41 protein-coding genes are annotated in these 24,724 nt (G+C 71.4%); 39 read left to right on the top strand and 2 right to left on the bottom strand.

The window, feature by feature from the left end; translation table 11 throughout:
• The first annotated feature begins 12 nt into the window (after positions 1-12).
• From rplB to map, 19 genes are all read left to right on the top strand, one after another.
• Positions 13-852 (top strand): 50S ribosomal protein L2, encoded by an 840-nt coding sequence (rplB, locus tag JSQ78_RS07090; protein WP_021010892.1) that lies wholly within the window; start codon positions 13-15, stop codon positions 850-852.
• Positions 853-864: 12 nt separating this feature from the next.
• Entirely contained in the window at positions 865-1,146 is a 282-nt protein-coding gene (rpsS, locus tag JSQ78_RS07085; RefSeq protein WP_021010891.1) for a 30S ribosomal protein S19, read from the top strand.
• A 25-nt stretch (positions 1,147-1,171) separates the two neighbouring features.
• Positions 1,172-1,540 (top strand): 50S ribosomal protein L22, encoded by a 369-nt coding sequence (gene rplV / locus JSQ78_RS07080; RefSeq protein WP_021010890.1) that lies wholly within the window; start codon positions 1,172-1,174, stop codon positions 1,538-1,540.
• A complete protein-coding gene (gene rpsC, locus JSQ78_RS07075) occupies positions 1,540-2,274 on the top strand; it encodes a 30S ribosomal protein S3 (protein ID WP_021010889.1) in 735 nt (244 codons plus the stop codon). Before rplV ends, rpsC begins: the two co-directional genes overlap by 1 nt.
• Before the next feature lie 2 nt (positions 2,275-2,276).
• Positions 2,277-2,696 (top strand): 50S ribosomal protein L16, encoded by a 420-nt coding sequence (gene rplP, locus JSQ78_RS07070; RefSeq protein WP_211446671.1) that lies wholly within the window; start codon positions 2,277-2,279, stop codon positions 2,694-2,696.
• Entirely contained in the window at positions 2,696-3,013 is a 318-nt protein-coding gene (rpmC, locus tag JSQ78_RS07065; protein ID WP_211446669.1) for a 50S ribosomal protein L29, read from the top strand. Before rplP ends, rpmC begins: the two co-directional genes overlap by 1 nt.
• Positions 3,013-3,294: a 30S ribosomal protein S17 gene (rpsQ, locus tag JSQ78_RS07060; RefSeq protein ID WP_211446667.1), complete on the top strand. Its 282-nt coding sequence runs from the start codon at positions 3,013-3,015 to the stop codon at positions 3,292-3,294. The genes rpmC and rpsQ overlap by 1 nt, the downstream gene beginning before the upstream one ends.
• Before the next feature lie 25 nt (positions 3,295-3,319).
• On the top strand, positions 3,320-3,688 hold the full coding sequence (rplN, locus tag JSQ78_RS07055; RefSeq protein WP_021010886.1) for a 50S ribosomal protein L14: 369 nt from the start codon (positions 3,320-3,322) through the stop codon (positions 3,686-3,688).
• Between the two features lie 3 nt (positions 3,689-3,691).
• Complete coding sequence (rplX, locus tag JSQ78_RS07050) at positions 3,692-4,063, top strand: 50S ribosomal protein L24 (RefSeq protein WP_211446665.1); 372 nt, start codon at positions 3,692-3,694, stop codon at positions 4,061-4,063.
• The gene (gene rplE / locus JSQ78_RS07045) at positions 4,056-4,616 is read left to right on the top strand and encodes a 50S ribosomal protein L5 (protein WP_211446663.1); all 561 of its coding nucleotides are present in this window, start codon (positions 4,056-4,058) and stop codon (positions 4,614-4,616) included. Before rplX ends, rplE begins: the two co-directional genes overlap by 8 nt.
• 82 nt (positions 4,617-4,698) lie before the next feature.
• Positions 4,699-5,097: a 30S ribosomal protein S8 gene (gene rpsH, locus JSQ78_RS07040; RefSeq protein ID WP_211446661.1), complete on the top strand. Its 399-nt coding sequence runs from the start codon at positions 4,699-4,701 to the stop codon at positions 5,095-5,097.
• A 6-nt stretch (positions 5,098-5,103) separates the two neighbouring features.
• Positions 5,104-5,640, top strand: coding sequence for a 50S ribosomal protein L6 (gene rplF, locus JSQ78_RS07035; RefSeq protein WP_211446660.1), 537 nt, complete (start codon positions 5,104-5,106; stop codon positions 5,638-5,640).
• The gene (gene rplR, locus JSQ78_RS07030; protein ID WP_021010881.1) at positions 5,640-6,011 is read left to right on the top strand and encodes a 50S ribosomal protein L18; all 372 of its coding nucleotides are present in this window, start codon (positions 5,640-5,642) and stop codon (positions 6,009-6,011) included. Before rplF ends, rplR begins: the two co-directional genes overlap by 1 nt.
• Complete coding sequence (gene rpsE, locus JSQ78_RS07025; protein ID WP_021010880.1) at positions 6,008-6,718, top strand: 30S ribosomal protein S5; 711 nt, start codon at positions 6,008-6,010, stop codon at positions 6,716-6,718. Before rplR ends, rpsE begins: the two co-directional genes overlap by 4 nt.
• Positions 6,715-6,903, top strand: a complete 189-nt coding sequence (gene rpmD / locus JSQ78_RS07020; RefSeq protein WP_021010879.1) for a 50S ribosomal protein L30 — start codon at positions 6,715-6,717, stop codon at positions 6,901-6,903. Before rpsE ends, rpmD begins: the two co-directional genes overlap by 4 nt.
• Complete coding sequence (rplO, locus tag JSQ78_RS07015) at positions 6,896-7,360, top strand: 50S ribosomal protein L15 (protein WP_211446658.1); 465 nt, start codon at positions 6,896-6,898, stop codon at positions 7,358-7,360. The genes rpmD and rplO overlap by 8 nt, the downstream gene beginning before the upstream one ends.
• Positions 7,361-7,420: 60 nt before the next feature.
• Positions 7,421-8,752 (top strand): preprotein translocase subunit SecY, encoded by a 1,332-nt coding sequence (gene secY, locus JSQ78_RS07010; protein ID WP_208063914.1) that lies wholly within the window; start codon positions 7,421-7,423, stop codon positions 8,750-8,752.
• Positions 8,753-9,334, top strand: coding sequence for an adenylate kinase (locus JSQ78_RS07005; protein ID WP_211446656.1), 582 nt, complete (start codon positions 8,753-8,755; stop codon positions 9,332-9,334).
• Positions 9,334-10,164, top strand: coding sequence for a type I methionyl aminopeptidase (map, locus tag JSQ78_RS07000; RefSeq protein WP_211446654.1), 831 nt, complete (start codon positions 9,334-9,336; stop codon positions 10,162-10,164). Before JSQ78_RS07005 ends, map begins: the two co-directional genes overlap by 1 nt.
• Positions 10,165-10,209: 45 nt before the next feature.
• On the opposite strand, the gene JSQ78_RS06995 is transcribed toward map, so the two are convergent.
• Entirely contained in the window at positions 10,210-10,629 is a 420-nt protein-coding gene (locus JSQ78_RS06995; protein WP_211446652.1) for an ImmA/IrrE family metallo-endopeptidase, read from the bottom strand.
• Entirely contained in the window at positions 10,574-11,050 is a 477-nt protein-coding gene (locus tag JSQ78_RS06990) for a helix-turn-helix domain-containing protein (RefSeq protein ID WP_211446651.1), read from the bottom strand. Before JSQ78_RS06990 ends, JSQ78_RS06995 begins: the two co-directional genes overlap by 56 nt.
• 213 nt (positions 11,051-11,263) lie before the next feature.
• On the opposite strand from JSQ78_RS06990, the gene JSQ78_RS06985 reads away from it, so the two are divergent.
• From JSQ78_RS06985 to rplQ, 20 genes are all read left to right on the top strand, one after another.
• Positions 11,264-11,410 carry a helix-turn-helix domain-containing protein gene (locus tag JSQ78_RS06985; protein WP_211446650.1) on the top strand — a complete coding sequence of 49 codons (147 nt, stop codon included), beginning with the start codon at positions 11,264-11,266 and terminating at the stop codon, positions 11,408-11,410.
• 80 nt (positions 11,411-11,490) lie between these two features.
• On the top strand, positions 11,491-11,769 hold the full coding sequence (locus tag JSQ78_RS06980) for a hypothetical protein (RefSeq protein WP_211446649.1): 279 nt from the start codon (positions 11,491-11,493) through the stop codon (positions 11,767-11,769).
• On the top strand, positions 11,766-12,359 hold the full coding sequence (locus JSQ78_RS06975; protein WP_211446648.1) for a stage II sporulation protein M: 594 nt from the start codon (positions 11,766-11,768) through the stop codon (positions 12,357-12,359). The genes JSQ78_RS06980 and JSQ78_RS06975 overlap by 4 nt, the downstream gene beginning before the upstream one ends.
• Before the next feature lie 14 nt (positions 12,360-12,373).
• On the top strand, positions 12,374-12,934 hold the full coding sequence (locus JSQ78_RS06970) for a hypothetical protein (protein ID WP_211446646.1): 561 nt from the start codon (positions 12,374-12,376) through the stop codon (positions 12,932-12,934).
• Positions 12,931-13,332 carry a hypothetical protein gene (locus JSQ78_RS06965; protein WP_211446644.1) on the top strand — a complete coding sequence of 134 codons (402 nt, stop codon included), beginning with the start codon at positions 12,931-12,933 and terminating at the stop codon, positions 13,330-13,332. Before JSQ78_RS06970 ends, JSQ78_RS06965 begins: the two co-directional genes overlap by 4 nt.
• On the top strand, positions 13,329-14,429 hold the full coding sequence (locus tag JSQ78_RS06960; protein ID WP_211446642.1) for a hypothetical protein: 1,101 nt from the start codon (positions 13,329-13,331) through the stop codon (positions 14,427-14,429). Before JSQ78_RS06965 ends, JSQ78_RS06960 begins: the two co-directional genes overlap by 4 nt.
• Complete coding sequence (locus JSQ78_RS06955; protein WP_211446640.1) at positions 14,426-15,034, top strand: ABC transporter ATP-binding protein; 609 nt, start codon at positions 14,426-14,428, stop codon at positions 15,032-15,034. Before JSQ78_RS06960 ends, JSQ78_RS06955 begins: the two co-directional genes overlap by 4 nt.
• The gene (locus JSQ78_RS06950; protein WP_211446638.1) at positions 15,031-15,921 is read left to right on the top strand and encodes an ABC transporter ATP-binding protein; all 891 of its coding nucleotides are present in this window, start codon (positions 15,031-15,033) and stop codon (positions 15,919-15,921) included. The genes JSQ78_RS06955 and JSQ78_RS06950 overlap by 4 nt, the downstream gene beginning before the upstream one ends.
• Positions 15,918-16,682, top strand: a complete 765-nt coding sequence (locus JSQ78_RS06945; RefSeq protein ID WP_211446637.1) for a hypothetical protein — start codon at positions 15,918-15,920, stop codon at positions 16,680-16,682. The genes JSQ78_RS06950 and JSQ78_RS06945 overlap by 4 nt, the downstream gene beginning before the upstream one ends.
• Positions 16,683-16,771: 89 nt before the next feature.
• Positions 16,772-17,026: an HPr family phosphocarrier protein gene (locus JSQ78_RS06940; protein ID WP_211446635.1), complete on the top strand. Its 255-nt coding sequence runs from the start codon at positions 16,772-16,774 to the stop codon at positions 17,024-17,026.
• A gap of 41 nt (positions 17,027-17,067) precedes the next feature.
• A complete protein-coding gene (locus tag JSQ78_RS06935; protein ID WP_211446633.1) occupies positions 17,068-18,663 on the top strand; it encodes a PTS mannitol transporter subunit IIBC in 1,596 nt (531 codons plus the stop codon).
• An 8-nt stretch (positions 18,664-18,671) separates the two neighbouring features.
• Complete coding sequence (locus tag JSQ78_RS06930) at positions 18,672-19,103, top strand: PTS mannitol transporter subunit IIA (RefSeq protein ID WP_211446631.1); 432 nt, start codon at positions 18,672-18,674, stop codon at positions 19,101-19,103.
• On the top strand, positions 19,103-20,236 hold the full coding sequence (locus tag JSQ78_RS06925; protein WP_211446629.1) for a mannitol-1-phosphate 5-dehydrogenase: 1,134 nt from the start codon (positions 19,103-19,105) through the stop codon (positions 20,234-20,236). The genes JSQ78_RS06930 and JSQ78_RS06925 overlap by 1 nt, the downstream gene beginning before the upstream one ends.
• A gap of 105 nt (positions 20,237-20,341) precedes the next feature.
• A complete protein-coding gene (locus JSQ78_RS06920) occupies positions 20,342-21,247 on the top strand; it encodes a class I SAM-dependent methyltransferase (RefSeq protein ID WP_211446627.1) in 906 nt (301 codons plus the stop codon).
• Positions 21,248-21,439: 192 nt separating this feature from the next.
• Positions 21,440-21,661, top strand: a complete 222-nt coding sequence (gene infA, locus JSQ78_RS06915; protein WP_021010861.1) for a translation initiation factor IF-1 — start codon at positions 21,440-21,442, stop codon at positions 21,659-21,661.
• 66 nt (positions 21,662-21,727) lie between these two features.
• Positions 21,728-21,841, top strand: coding sequence for a 50S ribosomal protein L36 (gene rpmJ, locus JSQ78_RS06910; RefSeq protein WP_211446625.1), 114 nt, complete (start codon positions 21,728-21,730; stop codon positions 21,839-21,841).
• A gap of 284 nt (positions 21,842-22,125) precedes the next feature.
• On the top strand, positions 22,126-22,503 hold the full coding sequence (rpsM, locus tag JSQ78_RS06905) for a 30S ribosomal protein S13 (RefSeq protein WP_211446624.1): 378 nt from the start codon (positions 22,126-22,128) through the stop codon (positions 22,501-22,503).
• A 21-nt stretch (positions 22,504-22,524) separates the two neighbouring features.
• Complete coding sequence (rpsK, locus tag JSQ78_RS06900; RefSeq protein WP_211446622.1) at positions 22,525-22,923, top strand: 30S ribosomal protein S11; 399 nt, start codon at positions 22,525-22,527, stop codon at positions 22,921-22,923.
• Positions 22,924-23,021: 98 nt separating this feature from the next.
• Positions 23,022-24,011 carry a DNA-directed RNA polymerase subunit alpha gene (locus JSQ78_RS06895; protein ID WP_211446620.1) on the top strand — a complete coding sequence of 330 codons (990 nt, stop codon included), beginning with the start codon at positions 23,022-23,024 and terminating at the stop codon, positions 24,009-24,011.
• A gap of 35 nt (positions 24,012-24,046) precedes the next feature.
• Positions 24,047-24,694: a 50S ribosomal protein L17 gene (gene rplQ / locus JSQ78_RS06890; RefSeq protein ID WP_211446618.1), complete on the top strand. Its 648-nt coding sequence runs from the start codon at positions 24,047-24,049 to the stop codon at positions 24,692-24,694.
• Positions 24,695-24,724 lie beyond the last annotated feature (30 nt).

Here is a 24,724-nt window from a genome sequence, read left to right as displayed (position 1 = left end):
AGGAACAAGAGCATGGCAATCCGCAAGTACAAGCCGACGACCCCCGGTCGTCGTGGCTCCTCCGTCGCCGACTTCGCTGAGATCACCCGGTCGACGCCCGAGAAGTCGCTGCTGCGCCCGCTGCCCAAGACCGGCGGCCGCAACAACACCGGTCGCATCACGACCCGTCACATCGGCGGCGGTCACAAGCGCCAGTACCGCGTCATCGATTTCCGTCGCAACGACAAGGACGGCGTGAACGCCCGCGTCGCGCACATCGAGTACGACCCGAACCGCACGGCGCGCATCGCGCTGCTGCACTTCGAGGACGGCACGAAGCGCTACATCCTGGCCCCGAACAAGCTCTCGCAGGGCGACGTCGTGGAGTCGGGCGCAGGCGCCGACATCAAGCCGGGCAACAACCTGCCGCTGCGCAACATCCCCACGGGCACCGTCGTGCACGCGATCGAGCTCCGCCCCGGTGGCGGCGCGAAGCTCGCGCGCTCGGCCGGCGCCTCGGTGCGCCTCGTCGCCAAGGACGGCCCCTACGCGCAGCTCCGCCTGCCGTCGGGCGAGATCCGCAACGTCGACGCGCGCTGCCGCGCCACGATCGGCGAGGTCGGCAACGCCGAGCAGTCGAACATCAACTGGGGCAAGGCCGGCCGCAACCGCTGGAAGGGCATCCGCCCGACGGTCCGCGGTGTCGCGATGAACCCGGTCGACCACCCGCACGGCGGTGGCGAGGGCAAGACGAGCGGTGGCCGCCACCCCGTCAGCCCCTGGGGCCAGGCCGAGGGCCGCACGCGCCGCCCGAACAAGCCGAGCGACCAGCTCATCGTCCGTCGCCGCCCCACCGGCAAGAAGAAGCGCTAGTAGGAGAGTCCGATGCCCCGCAGCCTCAAGAAGGGTCCGTTCGTCGACGACCACCTCCTCACCAAGGTGGTTCGGCAGAACGAGGCCGGCAGCAAGAACGTCATCAAGACGTGGTCGCGCCGCTCGATGATCGTGCCGGCCATGCTCGGCCACACGATCGCCGTGCACGACGGTCGCAAGCACATCCCGGTCTTCGTCACTGAGACGATGGTCGGCCACAAGCTGGGCGAGTTCGCGCCCACCCGCACCTTCCGCGGTCACGTGAAGGACGACAAGAAGGGCCGTCGCCGCTGACGCGGCGACGGAGAAGGAGAAGGCAATGGTTGAGTCGATCGCTCGCGTTCGTCACATCCGCGTGACCCCTCAGAAGGCCCGCCGCGTCGTCGACATGATCCGCGGCAAGCAGGCCGAAGAGGCCCTCGCGATCCTGAAGTTCGCCCCGCAGGGCGCCTCGGAGCCCGTGTTCAAGCTCGTCGCCTCGGCGATGGCGAACGCTCGGGTCAAGGCGGACCAGGCGAACGAGTACCTCGACGAGCAGGACCTCTACGTGGCCCGCGCGTTCGTCGACGAGGGCACCACGCTCAAGCGGTTCCAGCCGCGTGCACAGGGTCGCGCGTTCCGCATCAACAAGCGGACGAGCCACATCACCGTCGTGCTCGCGACGCCGACCACGGAGGACGAGAAGTAATGGGACAGAAGGTCAACCCGTACGGCTTCCGCCTCGGCATCACCACCGACCACGTGTCGCGCTGGTTCGCCGAGTCGACGAAGCCGGGGCAGCGCTACGCCGACTACGTCGCCGAGGACGTCCGCATCCGCAAGATGCTCAAGACGAGCCTCGACCGCGCCGGCGTCGCCCGCATCGAGATCGAGCGCACCCGTGACCGGGTCCGCGTCGACATCCACACCGCCCGCCCGGGCATCGTGATCGGCCGCCGCGGCGCCGAGGCCGAGCGCATCCGCGCCGACCTCGAGAAGCTCACCGGCAAGCAGATCCAGCTGAACATCCTCGAGGTCAAGAACCCCGAGGCGTCTGCCCAGCTCGTCGCGCAGGGCATCGCCGAGCAGCTCAGCGCTCGCGTGGCGTTCCGCCGCGCGATGCGCAAGGGCCTGCAGTCGGCGCAGCGCGCCGGCGCGAAGGGCGTGAAGATCAAGGTCTCCGGCCGCCTCGGCGGCGCGGAGATGAGCCGCAGCGAGTCGTACCGCGAGGGCCGCGTGCCCCTGCACACGCTCCGGTCGAACATCGACTACGGCTTCTACGAGGCCCGCACGACCTTCGGCCGCATCGGCGTGAAGGTCTGGATCTACAACGGTGAGCTCACCAACCGCGAGCTCGCTCGCGAGCAGGCGAACCAGAAGCCGCAGCGAGAGCGTCGGGGCCCCCGTCGCGACGCGCCGGCCGCAGCAGGAGTCGAGGCGTAATCATGCTCATCCCCCGTCGAGTCAAGCACCGCAAGCAGCACCACCCGAAGCGCTCGGGCCAGGCGACCGGTGGCACGAAGGTCAGCTTCGGCGAGTACGGCATCCAGGCACTCACGCCTGCGTACGTCACGAACCGGCAGATCGAGTCCGCGCGAATCGCGATGACCCGCCACATCAAGCGTGGCGGCAAGGTGTGGATCAACATCTACCCCGACCGTCCCCTCACGAAGAAGCCCGCCGAGACCCGCATGGGCTCCGGCAAGGGTTCGCCCGAGTGGTGGGTCGCCAACGTCAAGCCGGGTCGCGTCCTCTTCGAGGTCGCCGGTGTCGACGAGCAGCTCGCGCGCGAAGCGCTGACGCGAGCCATCCACAAGCTGCCGCTCAAGGCACGCATCATCAAGCGCGAGGAGGCTGACGCATAATGGCGATCGGTTCCAAGGAGCTCATGCCCGCCGAGCTCGCCACCATGGACGACGAGCGACTCGTCGTCGAGCTGAAGCGGGCCAAGGAGGAGCTGTTCAACCTCCGCTTCCAGTCGGCCACCGGCCAGCTGGACTCGCACGGCCGCCTGCGCGCCGTCAAGCGCGACATCGCGCGGCTGTACACCGTGATCCGCGAGCGCGAGCTCGGCATCAGCGCCTCGCCGGCGCCGGTCGAGAAGGCTGCGGACAAGAAGAAGTCGAAGAAGGCCGACGAGGCCGCGACTTCTGAGAAGGACCAGAAGGCTGAGGACAACTGATGGCTACCGAGCAGAAGGACGAGAGCGTCCAGCGCGGATACCGCAAGTCGCGCATGGGCTACGTCGTCTCCGACAAGATGGAGAAGACGGTCGTCGTCGAGGTCGAGGACCGCGTGAAGCACCCGCTGTACGGCAAGGTCATCCGCAAGTCGTCCAAGGTCAAGGCGCACGACGAGCAGAACGCAGCCGGCATCGGCGACCGCGTCCTGATCGCAGAGACCCGCCCGATGAGCGCGACCAAGCGGTGGCGCATCGTCGAGATCCTCGAGAAGGCCAAGTAGGCCTCGGCCTCGAAGGAGATCCACAATGATCCAGCAGGAATCCCGCATCAAGGTCGCCGACAACACCGGCGCCAAGGAGCTCCTGACCATCCGCGTGCTCGGCGGCTCCGGCCGTCGCTACGCGGGCCTCGGTGACACCATCGTGGCCACGGTCAAGGACGCCATCCCCGGCGGCAACGTCAAGAAGGGCGACGTCGTCAAGGCGGTCGTCGTCCGCACCGTGAAGTCGACGCGCCGCGCCGACGGCTCGTACATCAAGTTCGACGAGAACGCAGCGGTCATCCTGAAGAACGACGGAGACCCCCGAGGCACCCGCATCTTCGGTCCCGTCGGTCGCGAGCTCCGCGACAAGCGCTTCATGAAGATCGTCTCGCTCGCACCGGAGGTGATCTGACCCATGGCCAGCATCAAGAAGGGCGACCTCGTCGTCGTCATCGCAGGCGCGCGCGAGTCGCGCGGCGGCGACCGGGGGAAGACCGGCCGCGTGATAGAGGTGCTGCGCGAGCAGAACCGCGTGATCGTGGAGGGCGTCAACCTCGTCACCAAGCACATCAAGGTCGGGCAGACCAACCGCGGCACCCGCACGGGCGGCATCGAGACCCACGAGGCCCCGATCCACGTGTCGAACGTCGCGCTCGTCGACCCCGAGACCAAGAAGCCCACCCGCGTGCGCCGCGAGGTCAAGACCGCCGAGAAGAACGGCGTCACGACCACGACGAAGGTCCGCGTCGCGACGAAGTCGGGCAAGGAGATCAAGAGCAATGACTGACACCGCTGTGCGCCTCCCGCGGCTCAAGCAGCAGTACCGCGAGACGATCATCCCGACGCTCCGCGAGGAGTTCGGCTACGCCAACGTCATGCAGGTGCCGGGGCTCACGAAGATCGTCGTGAACACCGGCGTCGGCGAGGCCGCGCGCGACTCGAAGGTGATCGAGGGCGCGATCCGCGACCTCACCCAGATCACGGGGCAGAAGCCGATGGTCACGAGCGCCCGCAAGTCGATCGCGCAGTTCAAGCTGCGCGAGGGCATGCCGATCGGTGCGCACGTCACGCTGCGCGGCGACCGCATGTGGGAGTTCCTCGACCGTCTGCTGACGCTCGCCCTCCCGCGCATCCGCGACTTCCGCGGCCTGAGCCCGAAGCAGTTCGACGGCAACGGCAACTACACCTTCGGCCTCCAGGAGCAGTCCGTGTTCCACGAGATCGACCAGGACAAGATCGACCGCGTCCGCGGCTTCGACATCACCGTCGTCACGACGGCGAAGAACGACGACGAGGGTCGCGCGCTGCTCAAGGCGCTCGGCTTCCCCTTCCAGTCCTGACCCCCATCGGCGCCGCCGGCGCCGAGCAGATTCAAGGTCGCTGTCCGCGGAACGGGCAGCGAAACCAGAACGGAGAACATCCATGACGATGACCGATCCGGTCGCCGACATGCTGACGCGTCTGCGCAACGCCAACACGGCGATGCACGACGAGGTCACGCTGCCGTCGTCGACCCTGAAGGCGAACATCGCCGAGATCCTCGAGCGCGAGGGCTACATCACGGGCTGGAAGGTCGAGGACGCACGCGTCGGCAAGACCCTCACGCTCGGCCTGAAGTACGGCCCCAACCGCGAGCGCGCGATCGCCGGCATCAAGCGGGTCTCGAAGCCGGGCCTGCGCGTCTACGCGCGCTCGACCGAGATCCCCCAGGTGCACGGCGGCCTCGGCGTCGCGATCCTGTCCACGAGCTCGGGCCTCCTCACGGACCGTGAGGCCGAGCAGAAGGGCGTCGGCGGGGAAGTCCTCGCCTACGTGTGGTGAGCTGACATGTCACGAATCGGACGTCTCCCCATCGACATCCCCGCTGGTGTCGAGGTCACGGTGAACGACGGCGTCGTCACCGTCAAGGGCCCGAAGGGCGAGCTGCAGCTGCAGGTCGCGCAGCCCATCGAGGTCGAGGTCGCCGACGGCCAGGTGCAGGTCACCCGGCCCGACGACGAGCGCGAGTCGCGCTCGCTGCACGGCCTCACCCGCACCCTCATCGCCAACGACATCGTCGGCGTGACCGAGGGCTACTCGAAGTCCCTCGAGGTCGTCGGCACCGGCTACCGCGTGCAGGCCAAGGGCACCGGGGTCGAGTTCGCGCTCGGCTACTCGCACCCGATCAACGTCGACCCGCCCGCCGGGATCACGCTCACGGTCGAGGGCAACAACAAGGTCACCGTCAGCGGCATCTCCAAGCAGGCCGTCGGCGAGGTGGCTGCGAACCTCCGCAAGCTGCGCAAGCCGGAGCCCTACAAGGGCAAGGGCGTGCGGTACGCGGGCGAGCAGATCCGCCGCAAGGCTGGAAAGGCTGGTAAGTGATGGGCATCGGTACCCGAGGCAAGAGCAAGTCGGCTGCCCGCGGTCGTCGTCACGCACGCCTGCGCAAGAAGATCGTCGGCACCCCGCTGGTGCCGCGCCTCGTCGTCACCCGCTCGGCACGCCACGTGTTCGTGCAGGTCGTCGACGACTCGCAGGGCGTCACGGTCGCATCCGCGTCCACGATGGAGGCCGACCTCCGCGCCTTCGACGGCGACAAGACGGCGAAGGCCAAGCGCGTCGGCGAGCTCGTCGCCGAGCGCGCCAAGGCTGCCGGCATCGAGTCGGTCGTCTTCGACCGCGGCGGCAACCGCTACGCCGGCCGCGTCGCGGCGATCGCCGACGGCGCACGAGAGGCAGGGCTGGGACTGTGAGCGAAGAGAACAAGGACACGCAGGTGACGGACACCACGCAGCAGCCTGCTGCTGAGGCCGCGACGACGGCCGACCACCGCGACGAGCCGCGCGAGCAGCGCCGGGGGAGCCGCGACCGCGGCACCCGCAACGAGCGCGGCCGCCGCGACGACCGCACGGAGAACCAGTTCCTCGAGCGCGTCGTCACGATCAACCGCGTCTCGAAGGTCGTCAAGGGCGGCCGCCGCTTCAGCTTCACGGCGCTCGTCGTCGTCGGCGACGGCGACGGTCTCGTGGGCGTCGGCTACGGCAAGGCCCGCGAGGTCCCGACGGCGATCTCGAAGGGCGTCGAGGAGGCGAAGAAGAACTTCTTCCGCGTCCCCCGCATCGGCCGCTCGATCCCGCACCCCGTGCAGGGCGAGGCCGCTGCCGGCGTCGTGCTGCTGCGTCCCGCTGCCGCCGGTACCGGTGTCATCGCGGGTGGCCCCGTGCGCGCCGTGCTCGAGTGCGCCGGCATCCACGACGTCCTGAGCAAGTCGCTCGGCTCGTCGAACTCCATCAACATCGTGCACGCCACCGTGGCGGCGCTGCGGATGCTCGAGGAGCCCCGCGCCGTCGCCGCTCGTCGTGGCCTCGACCTCGACCGCGTGCTGCCCAAGCAGCTCGCGCGCATCCAGGCCGAGTTCACGAAGCACGAGGCCGAGATCGCGAAGGCGGCATCCAAGTGAGCAAGCTGAAGATCACGCAGATCAAGTCCGTGATCAGCGAGAAGCAGTACCAGCGCGAGACGCTCCGCTCGCTGGGCCTCAAGCGCATCGGCCAGTCGGTCGAGCGCGAGGACAACGAGCAGAACCGCGGTTACGTCAACACGGTTCGGCACCTCGTCAAGGTCGAGGAGATCCAGAATGACTGACAAGAACGAGTCGACCGAGCTGCCGTCGCTCAAGGTGCACCACCTCCGGCCCGCGCCGGGCGCGAAGACCGCCCGCACGCGCGTCGGCCGCGGTGAGGCGTCGAAGGGCAAGACGGCCGGTCGCGGCACCAAGGGCACGAAGGCCCGCAACTCCGTGCGCGCGGGCTTCGAGGGCGGCCAGCTCAACAGCGTCATGCGCGCCCCGAAGCTGCGCGGGTTCAAGAACCCGTTCCGCACCGAGTACCAGGTGGTCAACGTGGGGCAGCTGCAGTCGCTGTACCCGAACGGCGGCGACGTCACGGTCGCCGACCTGGTGGCCAAGGGCGCGGTCCGCAAGAACGAGCTCGTGAAGGTGCTCGCCGGCGGAGAGCTCTCCGTCGCGCTGACGATCGACGTCGACAAGGTGTCGGCGGCGGCCGAGCAGAAGATCGTGGCCGCTGGCGGCTCCGTCAAGTAAGTAGGCTGAGGGGCGGTCCGTGCGCGGACCGCCCCGATTGCCATTTCCGGAAGGCTGCACGTGTTCAGTGCCATCGCACGCATCTTCAAGACGCGAGACCTGCGTCGGAAGATCCTCTTCACGCTCGCGATCGTCGCGATCTTCCGGCTCGGGTCGTTCATCCCCGCGCCGTTCGTCGACTACAGCAACGTGCAGCAGTGCATCGCGGCCAACTCCCAGGCGACCGGGCTCTACCAGCTCGTCAACCTCTTCTCCGGCGGCGCGCTGCTCCAGCTGAGCATCTTCGCGCTGGGCATCATGCCCTACATCACCGCCGCGATCATCGTGCAGCTGCTGCGCGTGGTCATCCCGCACTTCGAGACCCTCTACAAGGAGGGCCAGCAGGGCCAGGCGAAGCTCACGCAGTACACGCGCTACCTCACGATCGCGCTCGGCGTGCTCCAGTCGACGACCCTCATCACCGTCGCCCGCTCCGGCGCCCTCTTCTCGGCCACCGGGGGCCCCTCGCTCCCGCAGTGCCAGAACCTGCTGACGAACGACTCCTGGTGGTCGATCGCGCTCATGATCATCACCATGACCGCCGGCACGGGCCTCATCATGTGGCTCGGCGAGCTCATCACCGAGCGCGGCATCGGCAACGGCATGTCGCTGCTCATCTTCACGTCGATCGCGGCGACCTTCCCCGGCGCCCTCGGCATCATCTTCGAGACGCAGGGCGTCAACACCTTCATCATGGTGCTGCTCGTCGGCGTCCTGATCATGGGTCTCGTCGTGTTCGTCGAGCAGTCCCAGCGCCGCATCCCCGTGCAGTACGCGAAGCGCATGGTCGGCAGGCGCATGTACGGCGGGCAGTCGACCTACATCCCGATCAAGGTCAACATGGCCGGCGTCGTGCCCGTCATCTTCGCCTCGTCGCTGCTGTACCTCCCGGCGCTCGTCGCGCAGTTCAACATGCCGGCCGACGGCACCGCTCCCGCCGACTGGGTGCTGTGGGTGCAGGCGAACTTCACGACCGGCGACCACCCGCTCTACATGCTGGTGTTCTTCCTGCTCATCGTCGGATTCACGTACTTCTACGTCGCGATCACCTTCAACCCCGAGGATGTCGCCGACAACATGAAGAAGTACGGCGGCTTCATCCCGGGCATCCGCGCGGGCCGCCCGACGGCCGAGTACCTCGACTACGTGCTCACCCGCATCACCTTCCCCGGATCGCTCTACCTCGGGCTCATCGCGCTCATCCCGCTCATCGCCCTCGCGACGGTCGGCGCGAACCAGAACTTCCCGTTCGGCGGGGCATCGATCCTCATCATCGTCGGCGTCGGCCTCGAGACGGTCCGCCAGATCGACGCGCAGCTGCAGCAGCGCCATTACGAAGGGCTCATCCGCTAAATGGCGAACCTCCTCATCGTCGGCCCGCCCGGAGCGGGCAAGGGCACCCAGGCAGCTCGGCTGGCCGCGGCACTGCGCGTGCCCGCGGTCTCGACCGGGGACATCTTCCGCCAGAACATCAAGGACCAGACCGAGCTCGGCAAGCGGGTCACGGCGATCCTCGACGCCGGGGAGTACGTGCCCGACGAGCTCACGAACGAGCTCGTCGACGACCGGCTCGCGCAGCCCGACGCCGAGGGCGGCTACCTGCTCGACGGCTACCCGCGCACGGCGGGGCAGGTCGAGTACCTCGACGGCGTGAACCTGCGCCGCGGCGAGCAGCTCGACGCGGTTGTGCGCCTCGTCGCCGACACCGACGAGGTCGTCCGCCGCCTCACGGCCCGCGCCGCCGAGCAGGGCCGCAGCGACGACACCGAGGAGGTCATCCGCCACCGCCTCGACGTCTACGAGCGCGAGACCGCCCCGCTCATCGCGATCTTCGAGGAGCGCGGCCTCGTCGTCGAGGTCGACGGCATCGGCGCGGTCGACGAGGTGACCGAGCGCATCCTCGCGGGTCTCGCCGCACGCGGCATCGAGGCCTGATGCGCGGCCGCGGCCCCTACAAGTCGCGCCGCGAGCTCGCCGGCATGCGCGAGCCGGGCCGCATCACCGCGCTCGCGCTCGAGGCGGTCGAGCGCGCGATCGCGCCGGGCGTGACGACGCTCGAGCTCGACGCGATCGCCGAGCGGGTCATCCGCGAGCACGGGGCCGTGCCGAACTTCCAGCTCGAGCCCGGCTACGAGCACACCCTCTGCACGAACGTCAACGACGTCGTCGTGCACGGCATCCCGAACGGCACACCGCTGCAGCCGGGCGACATCGTCACCGTCGACTGCGGCGCCACGATCGACGGCTTCCACGGCGACGCCGCGATCTCGGTCGTGGTGCCCGGCGGCGACCCTGCGGTGACGGATGCGCGGCAGCGGCTGAGCGACGTCACGCACGACGCGCTGTGGGCCGGGATCGCCGCGCTCGCCGGGGCGAAGCAGCTCGGCGAGGTCGGGGTCGCGATCGAGGAGCACATCGACGCGCACAGCGACTACGGCATCAGCGAGGACTACATCGGCCACGGCATCGGCCGCGCGATGCACGAGGAGCCGCCCGTCTTCAACTACCGCACGCGCGTCATGGGGCCCGCGGTCAAGCCGGGACTGTGCGTCGCGATCGAGCCGATCATCCACGCGAAGGGCACCGCGACGACCGTCGACGCCGACGGCTGGACGGTGCGGAGCGCCGACGGCTCCGACGCGTGCCAGTGGGAGCACTCCGTCGCCGTCCACTCGGGCGGCATCTGGGTGCTCACCGCGCTCGACGGCGGCGCCTCGCGCCTCGCGCCGCTCGGCGTCGAGCCGGTGCCCATCCCCGACCGCTGAGCGCTCCACGGATCGTTCGTCGTTGAGCGCCGCCGGGCGACGCCCTCAAGCGGCGCGCCGACTGCCCAGCTGGTCCCGGTAGCTCTGCACGATGTCGACCGTGACGCCCAGCTCGTCGGCGAGCTCGACGTCGTCGCGCGCCCACCTGCACGCCGCGGCGAGCGCGCCGGGGTCGATGAGCACGCGGGCCGCGAAGCGCTCAGCCGCTCGCTCGTCGGCGCTCGACGAGCCGACGTGCATGAGCAGGGCATGCCCGAGCTCGTGCGCGAGCACCGACCGCTGCTCGACGGGGGTGAGCCCGCGGGCGAGCAGGATGCGCTGCCGCTCGTGGTCGAAGGCGCCGAGGAAGCCCTGCGGCAGCGCTGCGGTGTGCACCTCGAGGTGCAGCTGCCCGCACAGCCGCTCGAGGTCACTCAGCGTGGGGCTCGTCCCTTCGAGCGATGCCGCGCCGCGCTGCAAGTCCATGGATGTCGCGCTCCTCGAGTCCGCCGTGGTCGTGGATGGCGGTGACCCTAGAGCCGACCGCTGACACCTCGCCGGCTCGCACGTGCGCGGCGAGCGTCGCGATCGCCGCGTCGGCCGCGAGGTGGCGACGGTCGGCGGGCACGCTCGAGAGCAGCTCCGACATCACCGCGATCCACAGCTCCACCTCCGGATCGCGCGGCTGCGCATCGGTCGCGAGCCCGAGCGCGGCGAACAGCCGTCGCAGCACATCCTCCTGCGGCGCGCCAGCGCCTCGCTCGATGTTGCTCACGGTGGTCCGGTCGACCTCGGCGAGGCTCGCGAGGGCCTGCTGGCTCAGCCCTCGCCGCACGCGCGCGGGGCGGACGAGCTCGGCGTAGTGGGCGCGCTCGGCGGCGCTCGCGCCGCGAAGGTGGATGGACATCGCTCGACCCCGTTCCTGCTCTCACCGATCATTATCCGGACGAGTGCCGTTGCCCGCGGGCAGTCTTCGACGATCGTTCGACAACCGGAGCAGCTTCTCCACCGGACCATCGACAAATGCTTGCGCGAATGTCGAAGACCTGGCATGCTTTACGACATGCCGGTCGAATCTCGCGCAGGGGCTTCACTCGCAGCCCTGCGCACCCGTGCGGGCATGTCGCAGCAGGCACTGGCGGATCGCGCCGGCGCGCCGCTCAGCACGGTCGTGGGCGTCGAGCAAGGAGCGATCGAGCCTCCGGCGTCGCTCGTGGCGCGCCTCGCGGCCGCCATCGCGGCGCAGCTGCGGGAGGAGGGCGAGTGACCGCGTCGAGAGCGACGCCCACGAACTCGTGCCGTCCGGCACGGGCACCCGACGAACGGGTGGGACGAAGGAGTCAACTCATGCAGATCGAAACCAGGCGCGGCCGTGCGGCCGTGTGGACGGCGTCGGCGACCGTGACGGTCGTCGGCTTGGCTGCGGCAGGCGTGTCGCTGTCGTGGCTGATGGCCAGCTTCGGGCTGTCCGGCATCGCTGCGGCGCAGGTCGTCGCGGCGATCGAGATCGGCGGGGCGGCGATCGCCGTCGTCGCCGCGCTCTTCTCGGGCGGCCTGCTCGGCGCCGTCATCTCCACGGTCACGTGGTACTTGAAGCGGAAGCTCCGCACGCTGGCCATCCGATGAGGCGCGGCACGGCCGACGCCGCGCTCGAGCGACCGCAGCTGCAGCTCGCGCTCGCGGTGTCGGCCGTGCTCGCCTGCGGACTCCTCGCCGCGACCGCGGTCTCCACCGCCGCGGCGTCCGCCGGCGTCGCGACCGAGAACGCCGCCTCGGTCGCGCGGGGCTCGATCGACTCGAGCGTGCTCTCGACCGACGGCAGCGCGCTCGGCATCGCTGCGAACAACCTGGCGGCGCTCGCCCTGCTCGCCGCAGGGGCGCCGGTGCTCGGGTCGCTCACGCTCGTGGGCATCGCGCTCATCGGGATCGGCGTCGGCGTCTCCGCTGCCTCGGTCGTCGCCGCGCTCGGAGCGGCGGAGACGATCGCGCGCATCGCGCCGTACATCGTCTTCGAAGCTGCGGCGGTGCTCCTCGCGGCGATCGCGGGGCTGCTCCCCACCGCGCACGCCGTCACGGCGTGGCTTCGCACAGGCCGGCAGCCCGGTCGCGCGTACGCGGACGGACTCGGCTACGGTCTGCGGCTCACGGCAGCAGCAGCGCTGCTCGTCGTGCTCGGGGCGCTCATCGAATCGATCTGCGTCGCTCGCGGCGCGTGACGGAAGGGAATCCCATGGACACGCATGTCGAGTCGCGAGCGGTCCACCCCGCGCTCGCGCGGCCGACGACCTCGCCCGTCGTGTGGTGCGTCGTGCTCGCGCTCGCGACGGCGCTGCTGCTCGCGCGACTGCCGCTCCTCGTCGAGGTCGCCGCCGCGGCGGGGGAGGAGGCGGCGGAGTCGCTCGACGACCCCGCGCTCGCCGCCGCCGCGACGACGGTCGGCGCGGTCGGCGCCGTCATGCTGCACGTGCTCGTCCTCATCGTCGTCGCCGTGCTGGCGACGCTCCTCGAGCGCTGGCTCGGTCCCGTCGCGCTGCGTCCGTCGCGCGCGAGCGGCACGCTCCGGCTGGGCGTGGCCGGACTCGTGCTCGCGGTCCTCGTGCTCGGGCAGCAGGGCGCCGCGGTCGTCCTCGGGGTCGCCGCCGTCCCGCGCGGGTGGCAGTTGTGGATGGTGGCGATCGCCGTCGCCGTCGTGGCGCCGCTCGCGTTCCCGGTGGCTCGCCGCTCCGCGCGCGCCTACCTGCGGGCGCTCACCGCGGCGGCCGCCACGGGGGTGCTCCTGTGCCTGGGATGACGCCGCCGACGTTCCGCATCCCCGAGCTGGGCATCGCGCTGCCGCTCTCGCGCGCGGGCGTCCGAGGCATCGCGCTCGCGCAGCTGCTGCTCGTCGCGGGCGTGCTGAGCACCGCCGCGTGGGCGGAGGTCGCACCGGCGCTGCGCTCGGCGTGCACGTGTCTGACGCTCGCAGCCTCCACCTGCGCGCTCGCGACCACGGTGCCCGCGCTCCTCGACGGCCGGTTCCGATTCGGCCTCGCGGGCATCGGCTCGATGGCGACGGCCCTCGTCGCGATGGCGCTCGTCGGTCTGCTGCGGGTCTGGCCCGCGCACCTCTTCGGCTGGCCGCTCCTCGCCGTCTCCATGCTCGCCGTCGCCTACCACCTGGTCGGCGGGGCGCGAGCGCCGGGGCGATGAGCCTCCCGCGCGGACCATTTCGCGCCGTCGCGATCGCCGAGGCGGGCTGGGTCGTCGCGCACCACGCGCTGCCCGGCTGGCTGCTGACCGCGCTCTCGACGACCCTGCGGGTGCCGCTGCTCGTCGGGTCGGCGAGCGCGCTGCTCGGCGCAGCTGCGGTGCTCGCCGCGACCGTGCACCTCGCCGTGCGGCTCGAGCCCGAGCTCGCCGTGCCCGTGCTGGCGCTCGCGCTCGCCCTCGGTCCGCTCGCGCGCGTCGCGATCGGCGCGACGCCACCGCTCGTCGCGTCGGTCGCCGCCGTCGCGCCGCTCCTGCGCGCGCTCGACCTCGGCGGCGCCCGAGCCTCGGGAGCGCTCGCGGCGATCACCCCGGCGCTGGTGGGATCCTTCGTCGTCTCGGGAGCCGCGGCGCTGTCGCTCGCGACCGCGGGGGATGCGCGCGCGGCTGTCGTGATCGCCGCCGCCGGTGCCGGCCTCGGCGCGGCCGGCGCGCTCGCGGCGCTGCGCGGCGGACGACCGCTGCTGTCGGGCCTCCCGGCACGGCTCGCGGGAGTGCTGGCGGCCGGGGCAGCGGCCTGGGCTGCGCTCGGGGTCCTGCGCACGGCACTCGTCCGCGTCGATGCGATCGGCGCGATCGCAGCGGCCCCGGCGCCGCTCGTGCTCGCCATCGCCGCGGCACCCGCGCTGTGGGTGGCCGGCGAGCTGCTCGCACGCGACGCGCGGCCGCTCGTGCAGCTCGTGCGAGAGCTCGTCTCGTGCGGGGCTCCCGCTGCCGTGCCCGCCGGGCTCCTCGCCGCCGGGATCCTGACGATGGGGATCGCTCCGACCCCGATCGCGGCGGCACTCGCGGCGCTCACGGGCGGCGACCTCGCGCTCGCGGCCGTCGCGATCGCCTGGTACGTGGTCGTGGCCGCGAGCGCGGTCGTGCTCCTCGAACCTGGCTCCGAGCGCGCCGCCGTGCGCGTCGTCGCCTTCGCGATGCTGCTGACGCCGCCCTTCCTCGTCGCGACGGGCGCTGTCGCCGTCGCTTGGCTGCCCGTGGCCGGCGCCGCAGTCGCGGCGGCGGGCGTGGCGCTGCCGCTCGGCAGGCGTCGATGACGAGCGTCGACATCGAGGGCGTCGGGAGCGTGGCGATCGGCGGCGCGGTCGTGCGCGTGCCCGACCTGCACGCTCGAGCGCCGCAGCTCGTGCGCCTCACCGGCCGCAACGGCGTCGGCAAGAGCACCGTCGTCGAGCTGCTCGGCGGCTCCGTGGCACCTCGCCGAGGCCGCGTGCTCGTCAATGGACGGGTCGCGAGCGGCAGGCTCGCGCGCGGCGCCCGCACCGTGACCCGCAGCGAGCCGGCGCTCCTGCCGGCGGTGAGCCTCGAGCGCCATGCGCGCCTCTTCGCGAGGGCAGCGGGCGTCGACGCCGACCGCGCGCTCTCCGCGCTGGTCGGCGCGGGGCTCGGCGGTTGCCTCGCCGTGCGAGCCGACCTGCTCTCGACCGGCCAGCGGCGCAGCGCGTGGGTCGTCCTCACGACGCTCCGCGAGGCGCGCGTCAGGATCCTCGACGAGCCGTTCCTCGGCCTCGACGACGTGGCCGCGGGCCGCCTCGTCACCGCCATCGAGGGATGGGCGGCGACGGGTCTCGTCGTGCTCGTCGACCACGGGGCGCGCCCGCTGGCCGCCGAGACGACGGTCGCCCGGATGGAGCCCGCGTGAGGCCCGCGATCGAGGTCGCCATGCTGCGCCGCAGCTTCGGCGGCCGCGCGGTGCTCGACGGGGTGACGTTCCACGTGCCGTGGGGGAGCGTGACGGGCTTCATCGGGGTGAACGGCGCCGGCAAGACGACCACGCTGCACTGCCTGCTCGGGCTCGAGCGCGGCGAGGGGAGCGCGCGGATCGACGGCGCCGCGTACGGCGCGCTCCGCGAGCCGCTGCGCACGGTCGGGTTCTGCCCCGATGCGCTCGGCGCGGCGGCGGGCGCGAGCGCGCGGGCCCACCTGCTGCCGATCGCGCTGCGCGCGGCGGTCGCGCCCGACGCGATCGACCGGATGCTCGGTGCGGTGGGTCTCGCGGGTGCGCGCGGGCCGGTGCGCTCGTTCTCGCTCGGCATGCGGCGCCGCCTCGCGATCGCGGGAGCCCTGCTGGCGAGCCCGCGCATCCTCGTGCTCGACGAGCCGTTCGACGGGCTCGATCCCGCCGGGCGCCGCTGGCTCTCGGCGCTCCTGCGCGCGCATGCCGACGGCGGCGGCGCCGTCCTCCTCTCGGCGCACGCGCTCGACGAGATCGAGCCGCTCCTCGACCGGCTCGTCTGCCTGCACGACGGACGGACGAGGTTCGAGGGCGACGCGGATGCGTTCCTCCGTCGCCACGCCGCACCTGTCGTCATCGTGCGCTCGCCCGAGCCCGAGCGCCTCGGCGCGGCGCTGCGCGCGGCGGGCGCCGTCGTGCACGGCCGGCCGTCGGGCGCGCTCGCCGCCCGCGGGCTCGACGCCGAGCGCGTCGCCCGCATCGCCGCGAGGGAGGGCGTGCTCGTGACCGAGCTCTCGCCTCGGCGGCTCTCGCTGAGCGCAGCCTTCGCCGCGGCGATCGAGGAGGGCGGATGAGCGCGGTCCTGCGGGCGGGTAGGGCCGAGCTCGCAGCGATGCTCCTGGGCCGCCGTCTGTGGATCCCGGTGGCGATCGCCGTCGTCGGCTCGGCGCTCGCTGGGCTCGCGGTCGGCGGGCTGCTCTCGCGCGCAGCCGCCTCGAGCGACCTCGAGGCCGCGACCGCCATCGTCGCGCGCGGCTCGGCGGCACAGCTCGCGATCGTCGTGCTCGCGAGCCTCGGCGTCGCGGGGCCCTACCGCGATGGCGCCTGGTTGCACGCGGCGCTCGCGCACCCGCGGCCGGCGCGGCGGCTGGCGCTGACGGCCGTGCCGATGCTCGTGCCCGCGCTGCTGCTCGCGGCCGTCTCGAGCGCGGCGGCGGTGGCGGGCGCCGCGGTGCTCGTGCGGCCGAGCCTCGGCGCGATCCTGACGGCGACCGGCGTGCACCTGGTCGCGTCGACCGCGTGGGCGGCGTGGATGGCGGCGCTCGCGCACGTGACGCGCTCGCCCATGCTCGTGCTCGCGGTGGGCCTCGCGCTGCCGCTCATCGTGGAACCGGGGATCGGCGGCGCGCTCGTCGGCGCGGGCCTCGACGGCCTCAGATGGCTCCTGCCGTGCCACGCCCTCCGTGCGCTCGCGGAAGGGACCGTCGCCGACGGCGCCGTGCTGGCTCCGATCGGCGACGACGCGGTCCGCGTGGCGGCCTCGGCGGCGATCGGCTGGACCGCCATCGCGGTGCTCGGGGCCTGGGCTCGGCTGCGCGGCACCCGCCCCCGCTGAGGCGTCCCGCCGCCCTGCCGACGCCCGGGGAACCGGTGATACCGTGAGCGCCAACCGGCGTCCAGCCGGATGGATCCTCAAGGAGCAGCATGGCTGAGCGCACCGTCACCGTCGAGTCGTCCCACGGCCTGCACGCGCGGCCCGCCTCCCTGTTCGCCCAGGCCGCCGCCAGGGCATCCGCCCCCGTCACCGTCGCCGTCGGCGACAAGCAGGTGAACGCGGCGAGCATCCTGTCGGTGATCTCGCTCGGCGTCAACAAGGGAGACACCGTCACGATCGCCTCCGACGACGAGGCTGCGCTCGACGAGCTCGAGCAGCTGCTCTCCACCGACCACGACGCATAGGCGCCGCGAGCCCTGATCCGCCAGCGAGCACAGGAGCCGAGATGACCACCACAGCAGCGACGGCGTCCGGCAGCGGCGCCCGCGTCCGCGTCCAGCGGTTCGGCACGTTCCTCTCGGGCATGATCATGCCCAACATCCCCGCGCTCATCGCGTGGGGCATCGTCACGGCACTCTTCATCGCCGACGGCCCGTTCCCGAACGAGGGCCTCGCGTCGATCGTGGGGCCGACGATCCACTACCTCCTGCCCATCCTCATCGCCGCGACCGGTGGACGGATGGTCTACGAGGCGCGCGGCGCGGTCGTCGGCGCGTTCGCGACGCTCGGCGTCATCGCCGGCTCCGACTGGCTCATCGCGCAGTTCAACGCCGCCAACCCGCCCGCCGAGGGGCAGGGCGAGCTCGGGCAGGTGCACATGTTCATCGGCGCGATGATCATGGGCCCGCTCGCCGCGTGGGTGATGAAGAAGCTCGACGCGCTCTGGGACGGCAAGATCAAGGCCGGCTTCGAGATGCTCGTGAACATGTTCTCGGCGGGCATCGTCGCGTTCATCCTGGGCATCGGCGGCTTCTACCTGCTCGCCCCGGTCGTCAACTGGATCATGGACGTCATCGGCGGCGCCGTCGGCTGGCTCGTCCAGACGAACCTGCTGCCGCTCGCCTCGATCCTCATCGAGCCCGCGAAGGTCTTCTTCCTCAACAACGCGATCAACCACGGCGTGCTCACGCCGCTCGGCATCACCGAGGCGGCGGCCGACGGCAAGTCGATCCTCTTCCTGCTCGAGGCGAACCCCGGCCCGGGCCTCGGCGTCCTGCTCGCCTTCACGTTCTTCGGCGTCGGCGCCGCGCGCGCGACCGCGCCCGGCGCGGCCGTCATCCAGTTCCTCGGCGGCATCCACGAGGTCTACTTCCCCTACGTGCTCATGAAGCCCGCGCTGCTGCTCGCGGTCGTCGCCGGTGGCATGACGGGCGTCGCGACCAACATGCTGTTCGCGACGGGCCTGCGGGCCCCCGCGTCGCCGGGGTCGATCTTCGCGGTCCTGGCGCAGACGGCGGGCGACAGCTACCTCGGCGTCATCCTCTCGGTCGTGCTCTCCGCCGCGGTCTCGTTCGCGGTCGGCGCGGTCATCCTGCGGCTCGGGCGCAAGCGCGACCTCGAGCGCGAGGCGGCCGGCGACGACGCGCTCGGCGCTGCAGTCGCGCAGACGCAGGCGAACAAGGGCAAGTCGTCGGAGGCGCTCGCGGGGCTCGCGGCTGCCGGCGGCGCCGGCGCGAGCGCGACGCGCGGCGCGACCGCGCTGACGGCCGAGCCCGACCGCCCGACGGACCAGCCCATCCGCTCGATCGTGTTCGCGTGCGACGCGGGCATGGGCTCGAGCGCGATGGGCGCGAGCGTGCTGCGCAACAAGATCAAGAAGGCGGGCATCGAGGGCGTCGACGTCAAGAACGTCGCCATCGCGGCGCTCGCGACCGACGTCGACCTCGTCATCACGCAGCAGGAGCTCACCGACCGCGCGCGCGAGCGCACGCCGGGCGCCACCCACGTCTCGGTCGACAACTTCATGAACAGCCCCAAGTACGACGAGGTCGTCGAGATGGTGCAGCGCGCCAATCGCGACGGCAGCGACACGACCGCCTAAGGAGCGCCATGCCCGTCCTCACCCTCGAGCAGATCACCACGAGCCCGCGAGCGACCACGAAGGACGAGGCCATCCAGGAGGCGGCCGACATGCTCGTCGCCGCCGGGGCGGTCACGCCCGACTACGCCGACGCGATGCGCGCGCGAGAGGCGAGCGTGTCGACTTACATGGGCAACCTGCTGGCGATCCCGCACGGCACGAACGAGTCGAAGGACTCGATCCTGACATCGGCGCTCTCGGTGGCGCGCTACGAGGCGCCGCTCGACTGGGACGGCAACCCGGTGAAGTTCGTCATCGGCATCGCCGGCAAGGACGGCGGCCACCTCGAGATCCTCTCGAAGATCGCGATCGTCTTCTCCGAGCAGGACGACGTCGCGAAGCTCGAGGAGGCGCCCGACGCGGCGGCGATCCTCGAGCTGCTCGGCGACGTCAACGAGTGATGCGCGCCGTCCACTTCGGCGCGGGCAACATCGGCCGCGGCTTCGTCGGGCTCATCCTGCACCGCGCGGGCTACGACGTCACGTTCGTCGACGTCAACCCCGAGCTCATCGGGATGCTGCAGGCGGCGGATGCGTACCAGGTGCGGGAGGTCGGGCCCGAGGCCCGCATCCACACGGTCACCGGCTTCTCGGGCATCGACTCGAGCGCCGCCCCGAAGGCCGCGGCGCGCGCCGTCGCGGAGGCCGACGTCGTGACGTGCGCCGTCGGGCCGACCGCGATGCGCTTCATCGCGCCGGCGATCCGCGCCGGCCTCGAGCAGCGCGAGGGCGCGCCGGTCGTCGTGATGGCGTGCGAGAACGCCATCGGTGCCTCCGACACGCTCCGCGAGCACGTGCTCGACGGGGCGCCGGAGCTCGCGGACCGCGCCGTCTTCGCCAACACCGCCGTCGACCGCATCATCCCGCCGCAGGACCCGCACGGCCTCGACGTCGTCGTGGAGGACTTCTTCGAGTGGTCGATCGACCGCACCGCCTTCGAGCGCCGCGGGGTCGCGGCGCCCCGGATCGGCGACGCGCACTTCGTCGACGACCTCGAGCCCTACATCGAGCGCAAGCTCTTCACCGTCAACACGGGCCACGCGACGACCGCCTACGCCGGGTGGGTCGCTGGCATCGACACGATCGCCGCCGCGCTCGAGCTGCCCGAGATCCGCGCGGCCGTCGAGGCGGCGCTCGCCGACACGTCGAGGCTGCTCGTCGCGAAGCACGGCTTCGACGAGGCCGAGCACGCCGCCTACGTCGCGCGGGCGATCGCCCGCTTCGAGAACCCGGCGCTGCCCGACACGTGCGAGCGCATCGGACGACAGCCGCTCCGGAAGCTCTCGCGCCACGAGCGCTTCGTCGAGCCCGCCGCGCAGCTCGTCGAGCGCGGCGAGCCCGCCGACGCGCTCATCGCGGCCTTCCGCACGGCGCTGCGCTTCGACGCGGCAGGGGACGAGCAGGCGGTCGAGCTCCAGGAGCTGCTGCGCTCGCTCGATCCCGCGGCGTTCGTCGCCCGGGTGACGGGGCTCGACGACGGTCACCCGCTGACCGCGCGGCTGGTCGGCGCCGTCCGGGAGGCGCAAGCGCACTGAGCGGCGGCGGCGCCTCATCGGCGAGAATGGCACCGTGGAGATGGATGCGGCGGCGATGGATGCGGTGGCGGCGGATGCGGCGGCGATCGAGCGGCGGCAGCGGTGGTGCTGAGCACGTCCCGGCGTCGCGGCCGCTCGAGCGCGAGCCCGAGGCAGCGACTGCTGCACGGCTGGGACTGGGCGGATGCGCGGATCGAGCTCGCCGAGCTGCGCCCCGCGAGCCGCGTGCTCGCCTCGGCGGGCGCCGGGGAGGTCGTCGCGGAGCTCGCGGCTGCGGGCCACCGCGTCTCGGCGATCACCTCGAACCGCACGCAGCTCGACTACGCGCGCAGGCGCGTCGCCGGCGGCGCCTTCGAGCCGGGCGCCGCTGAGCGGCTCTTCGACCTCGGCCGCGGCATGGTCCGCGCGGCGAGCCCCCAGTGGAGCCGCCGTCGGATGCGGCAGTTCCTGCAGGAGCACGATGCGCTCCGCGCCGCCGAGCACTGGCGGTCGCGCCTCGACAACCGCACGCTCGCGTCGATCCTCAAGACCATGCTCGGGCCCGCCGGCGCGCTGTCGGCGCTCGTGCTGCGCGACTTCTCGACGCCCCTGCCGCCGCACTTCGACGAGGCGATCCGCGGCCGCATCGGTCGCGCGCTCCGCAAGCACCCGCCGAGCGGCAATCCCTTCGCGTGGCGGCTGCTGCTGGGGGAGGAGATGCCCGGCCATGCCCTCCCACGCGTCGACGACGATGCCGTTGCCTGGATCGACGAGCCGCTGCTCGACCACCTCGAGCGCGCGGAGCCCGGCTCCTACGACGCCGTCACCGTCTCGAACGTCGTCGACGGCGCCGACGAGCGCTGGGTGCGCGACCTGCGGAAGGCGGCCGTCCGAGCGCTCGTGCCCGGCGGTCCGCTCATCGCGCGGTCGTTCGCGACGACGATGGATGACGACGCGGCGAAGCGTGCGCGTCGCGATCGCGCGATGCTGTGGGGGTCGATCGTGGTGCAGCGCGGTGGAGCTCAAGGGTGACGGCACTTTCGTGCCGTCACCGCGACCCCAGCGCCGACGCCCGTCCCGGGCGTCGGTAGCGGCCGCACCCAAGCAGCGACACGCCCGGCTTGCACAAACCACGGCGCCGCGCGTAGAGTTGATCGTTGGTGTCGTGCGCCCTCTGCGCACGCCACTCGCATGACTGGCGACCAGGAACTTGTAGAAGAGGATATGGCCAAGAAAGACGGCGTCATCGAGATCGAAGGCTCGGTGAGCGAGGCGCTCCCCAACGCGATGTTCCGCGTGGAGCTCTCGAACGGGCACATCGTGCTCGCACACATCTCCGGCAAGATGCGGCAGAACTACATCCGCATCCTGCAGGGCGACCGAGTGATCGTGGAGCTCAGCCCCTACGACCTCACCCGCGGTCGCATCGTCTACCGCTACAAGTAGCCCCGGTCGCTGGATAAGGAACGGCTCGCGCGTCCGCGCGAGCACGAGGCCAGCGAGGAAGCAGACATGAAGGTCAACCCCAGCGTCAAGCCCATCTGCGGCAAGTGCAAGGTCATCCGCCGCCACGGCCGCGTGATGGTCATCTGCCAGGACCCCCGCCACAAGCAGCGGCAGGGTTGAGCGCACAGCGCGCGATGCGGCTCCGCCGCGTCGCGCGCGGAGCGCTCAAGATCGAGTAGCGCGCGACCGAAGGTCGCGCGTATCGAGATCCGAAGCACAGCAACACCCCACAACTGAACACGCACCGAGACCAGGTCTCGATACGCCGGCTCCGCCGGCTGCTCGACCACCGGGACTGCGGTGCACATCCCAGCAGCGGTAAGAGCCCATCCGGGTGACACCTTGGGGAGAGGCCCAGGCACCTCCGCTGCTCCACACCTCTCATACTCCTGAGGAGACACACGATGGCACGCATCGCAGGTGTCGACATCCCGCGCGAGAAGCGCGTGGAGATCGCACTGACGTACATCTACGGCGTCGGCCGCACCCGGTCGGTCGCAACGCTCGAGGCCACCGGCATCGACCGCAACACCCGCGTCAAGGACCTGACCGACGAGCAGCTCGTGACGCTTCGCGATCACATCGAGGGCACGTTCAAGGTGGAGGGCGACCTGCGCCGCGAGGTGGCCGCCGACATCCGCCGCAAGGTCGAGATCGGCTCGTACGAGGGCATCCGCCACCGCCGCGGTCTCCCCGTGCGCGGACAGCGCACCAAGACGAACGCGCGCACCCGCAAGGGCAAGAAGCAGACGGTCGCCGGCAAGAAGAAGGCCGGCCGCTAGGCCGCGTGGAGGTAGAGAAACATGGCAGCTCCCAAGTCCGCGGTCCGCAAGCCGCGCAAGAAGGACAAGAAGAACGTCGCCGTGGGCCAGGCCCACATCAAGTCGACCTTCAACAACACGATCGTCTCGATCACCGACATCACCGGCGCCGTCATCACGCAGGCCTCGGGTGGCGCGGTCGGCATGAAGGGCTCGCGCAAGTCGACGCCCTACGCCGCCCAGCTCGCCGCCGAGTCGGCTGCGCGCCAGGCGCAGGACCACGGCATGAAGAAGGTCGACGTCTTCGTCAAGGGCGCCGGTTCGGGCCGTGAGACGGCGATCCGCTCGCTCCAGGCCGCCGGCCTCGAGATCGGCGCGATCCACGACGTGACGCCGCAGGCGCACAACGGCGTTCGCCCGCCGAAGCCGCGCCGCAACTAGTCGCTCCTGCCGGGCAGGCGATCCTCGCCTGCCCGGCATTCCGCCGTCACTGAACACGCGAGTCATATAGCGGACTCGCGACCGAAAGGAACCGACACGTGCTGATCGCCCAGCGCCCCACCGTCTCCGAGGAGTCCATCGCCGAGCACCGCTCGCGGTTCACGATCGAGCCGCTCGAGCCCGGCTTCGGCTACACCCTCGGCAACTCGCTCCGCCGCACCCTCCTGTCGTCGATCCCCGGCGCAGCCGTCACGAGCATCCGCCTCGACGGCGTGCTGCACGAGTTCTCGACGATCGCCGGTGTCAAGGAGGACGTCACCGAGATCATCCTGAACATCAAGCAGCTCGTCGTCTCGTCGGAGCACGACGAGCCCGTCGTCGCCTACCTCTCGCGCCAGGGCGCGGGCACGGTGACGGCCGGTGACATCACGACGCCCGCCGGTGTCGAGATCCACAACCCCGAGCTCGTGCTCGCGACGCTCAACGACTCGGCGAAGTTCCAGCTCGAGCTGACCGTCGAGCGCGGCCGCGGCTACGTGTCCGCTGCTCAGAACCGCGACGAGTTCGCCGAAGCCGGGGTCATCCCGGTCGACTCGATCTACTCGCCCGTGCTCAAGGTCACCTACCGCGTCGAGGCGACGCGTGCCGGTGAGCGCACCGACTTCGACTCGCTCGTCGTCGACGTCGAGACGAAGCCGGCGATCTCGCCGCGCGACGCCATCGCGTCGGCCGGTCGCACGCTCGTCGAGCTGTTCGGCCTCACGCGCGACCTGAACGCCGAGGCCGAGGGCATCGAGATCGGGCAGGCGCCCGCCGAAGCCATCGGCTCGGGCGAGCTCGCGACGCCCATCGAGGAGCTCGACCTGTCGGTGCGCTCCTACAACTGCCTCAAGCGCGAGGGCATCAACACGGTGTCGGAGCTCGTCGCGCTCAGCGAGACGCAGCTCATGAACATCCGCAACTTCGGCCAGAAGTCGGTCGACGAGGTGCGCGACAAGCTCACCGAGCTCGGTCTCTCGCTCAAGGATGCGGTGCCCGGCTTCGACGGCGCGCACTTCTACAGCGGTTACGACGAGGACGCTCGCTGACGCGGGCCGATTGACGATCAAGGGATAAAGGAACCATGCCCAAGCCCACCAAGGGTCCCCGCCTCGGAGGCGGTCCGGCGCACGAGCGCCTGCTGCTCGCGAACCTCGCGGCCGCGCTGTTCACGCACAAGTCGATCAAGACGACCGAGACGAAGGCCAAGCGCCTCCGCCCGATCGCTGAGCGCCTCATCACGTTCGCCAAGCGCGGCGACCTGCACGCGCGTCGTCGCGTGCTCGCCGTGATCGGCGACAAGGGCGTCGTGCACGAGCTCTTCACCGAGATCGCGCCGCTCGTCGCGGAGCGCGAGGGCGGCTACACCCGCATCACGAAGCTCGGCTACCGCAAGGGCGACAACGCCCCGATGGCGCAGATCGAGCTCGTGCTCGAGCCGGTCGCGAAGAAGCCGTCGAAGTCGAAGGCCGCCGCTGCCGCGTCGACCGCCGCTGCCGACCAGGAGGCCGCCGAGGCGAAGTCCGCCGAGGCTGCCGAGGAGGAGGCCGAGGTCGAGTCGACCGACGCCGAGACCGAGATCGCCGAGGCCGATGCCGCCGAGGCGCAGGAGGCGACGGTCGAGGGCGAGCAGGTCGCCGCCGAGGCTGCTGACGCCGCTGCCGCCGATGCCGCGAACGCGACGCAGGACGCCGCGACGCAGGCCGAGGCGCAGGCGCGCGAGAACAAGTAGTCGCATCGCACGAGCGAAGGGCCCCGCGAG

The sequence above is a fragment of the Agrococcus sp. Marseille-Q4369 genome (assembly GCF_018308945.1).
Classification (GTDB): domain Bacteria; phylum Actinomycetota; class Actinomycetes; order Actinomycetales; family Microbacteriaceae; genus Agrococcus.
Note: the sequence above shows the minus strand (reverse complement) of the source record. Positions and strands in the feature narration are given on the sequence as shown.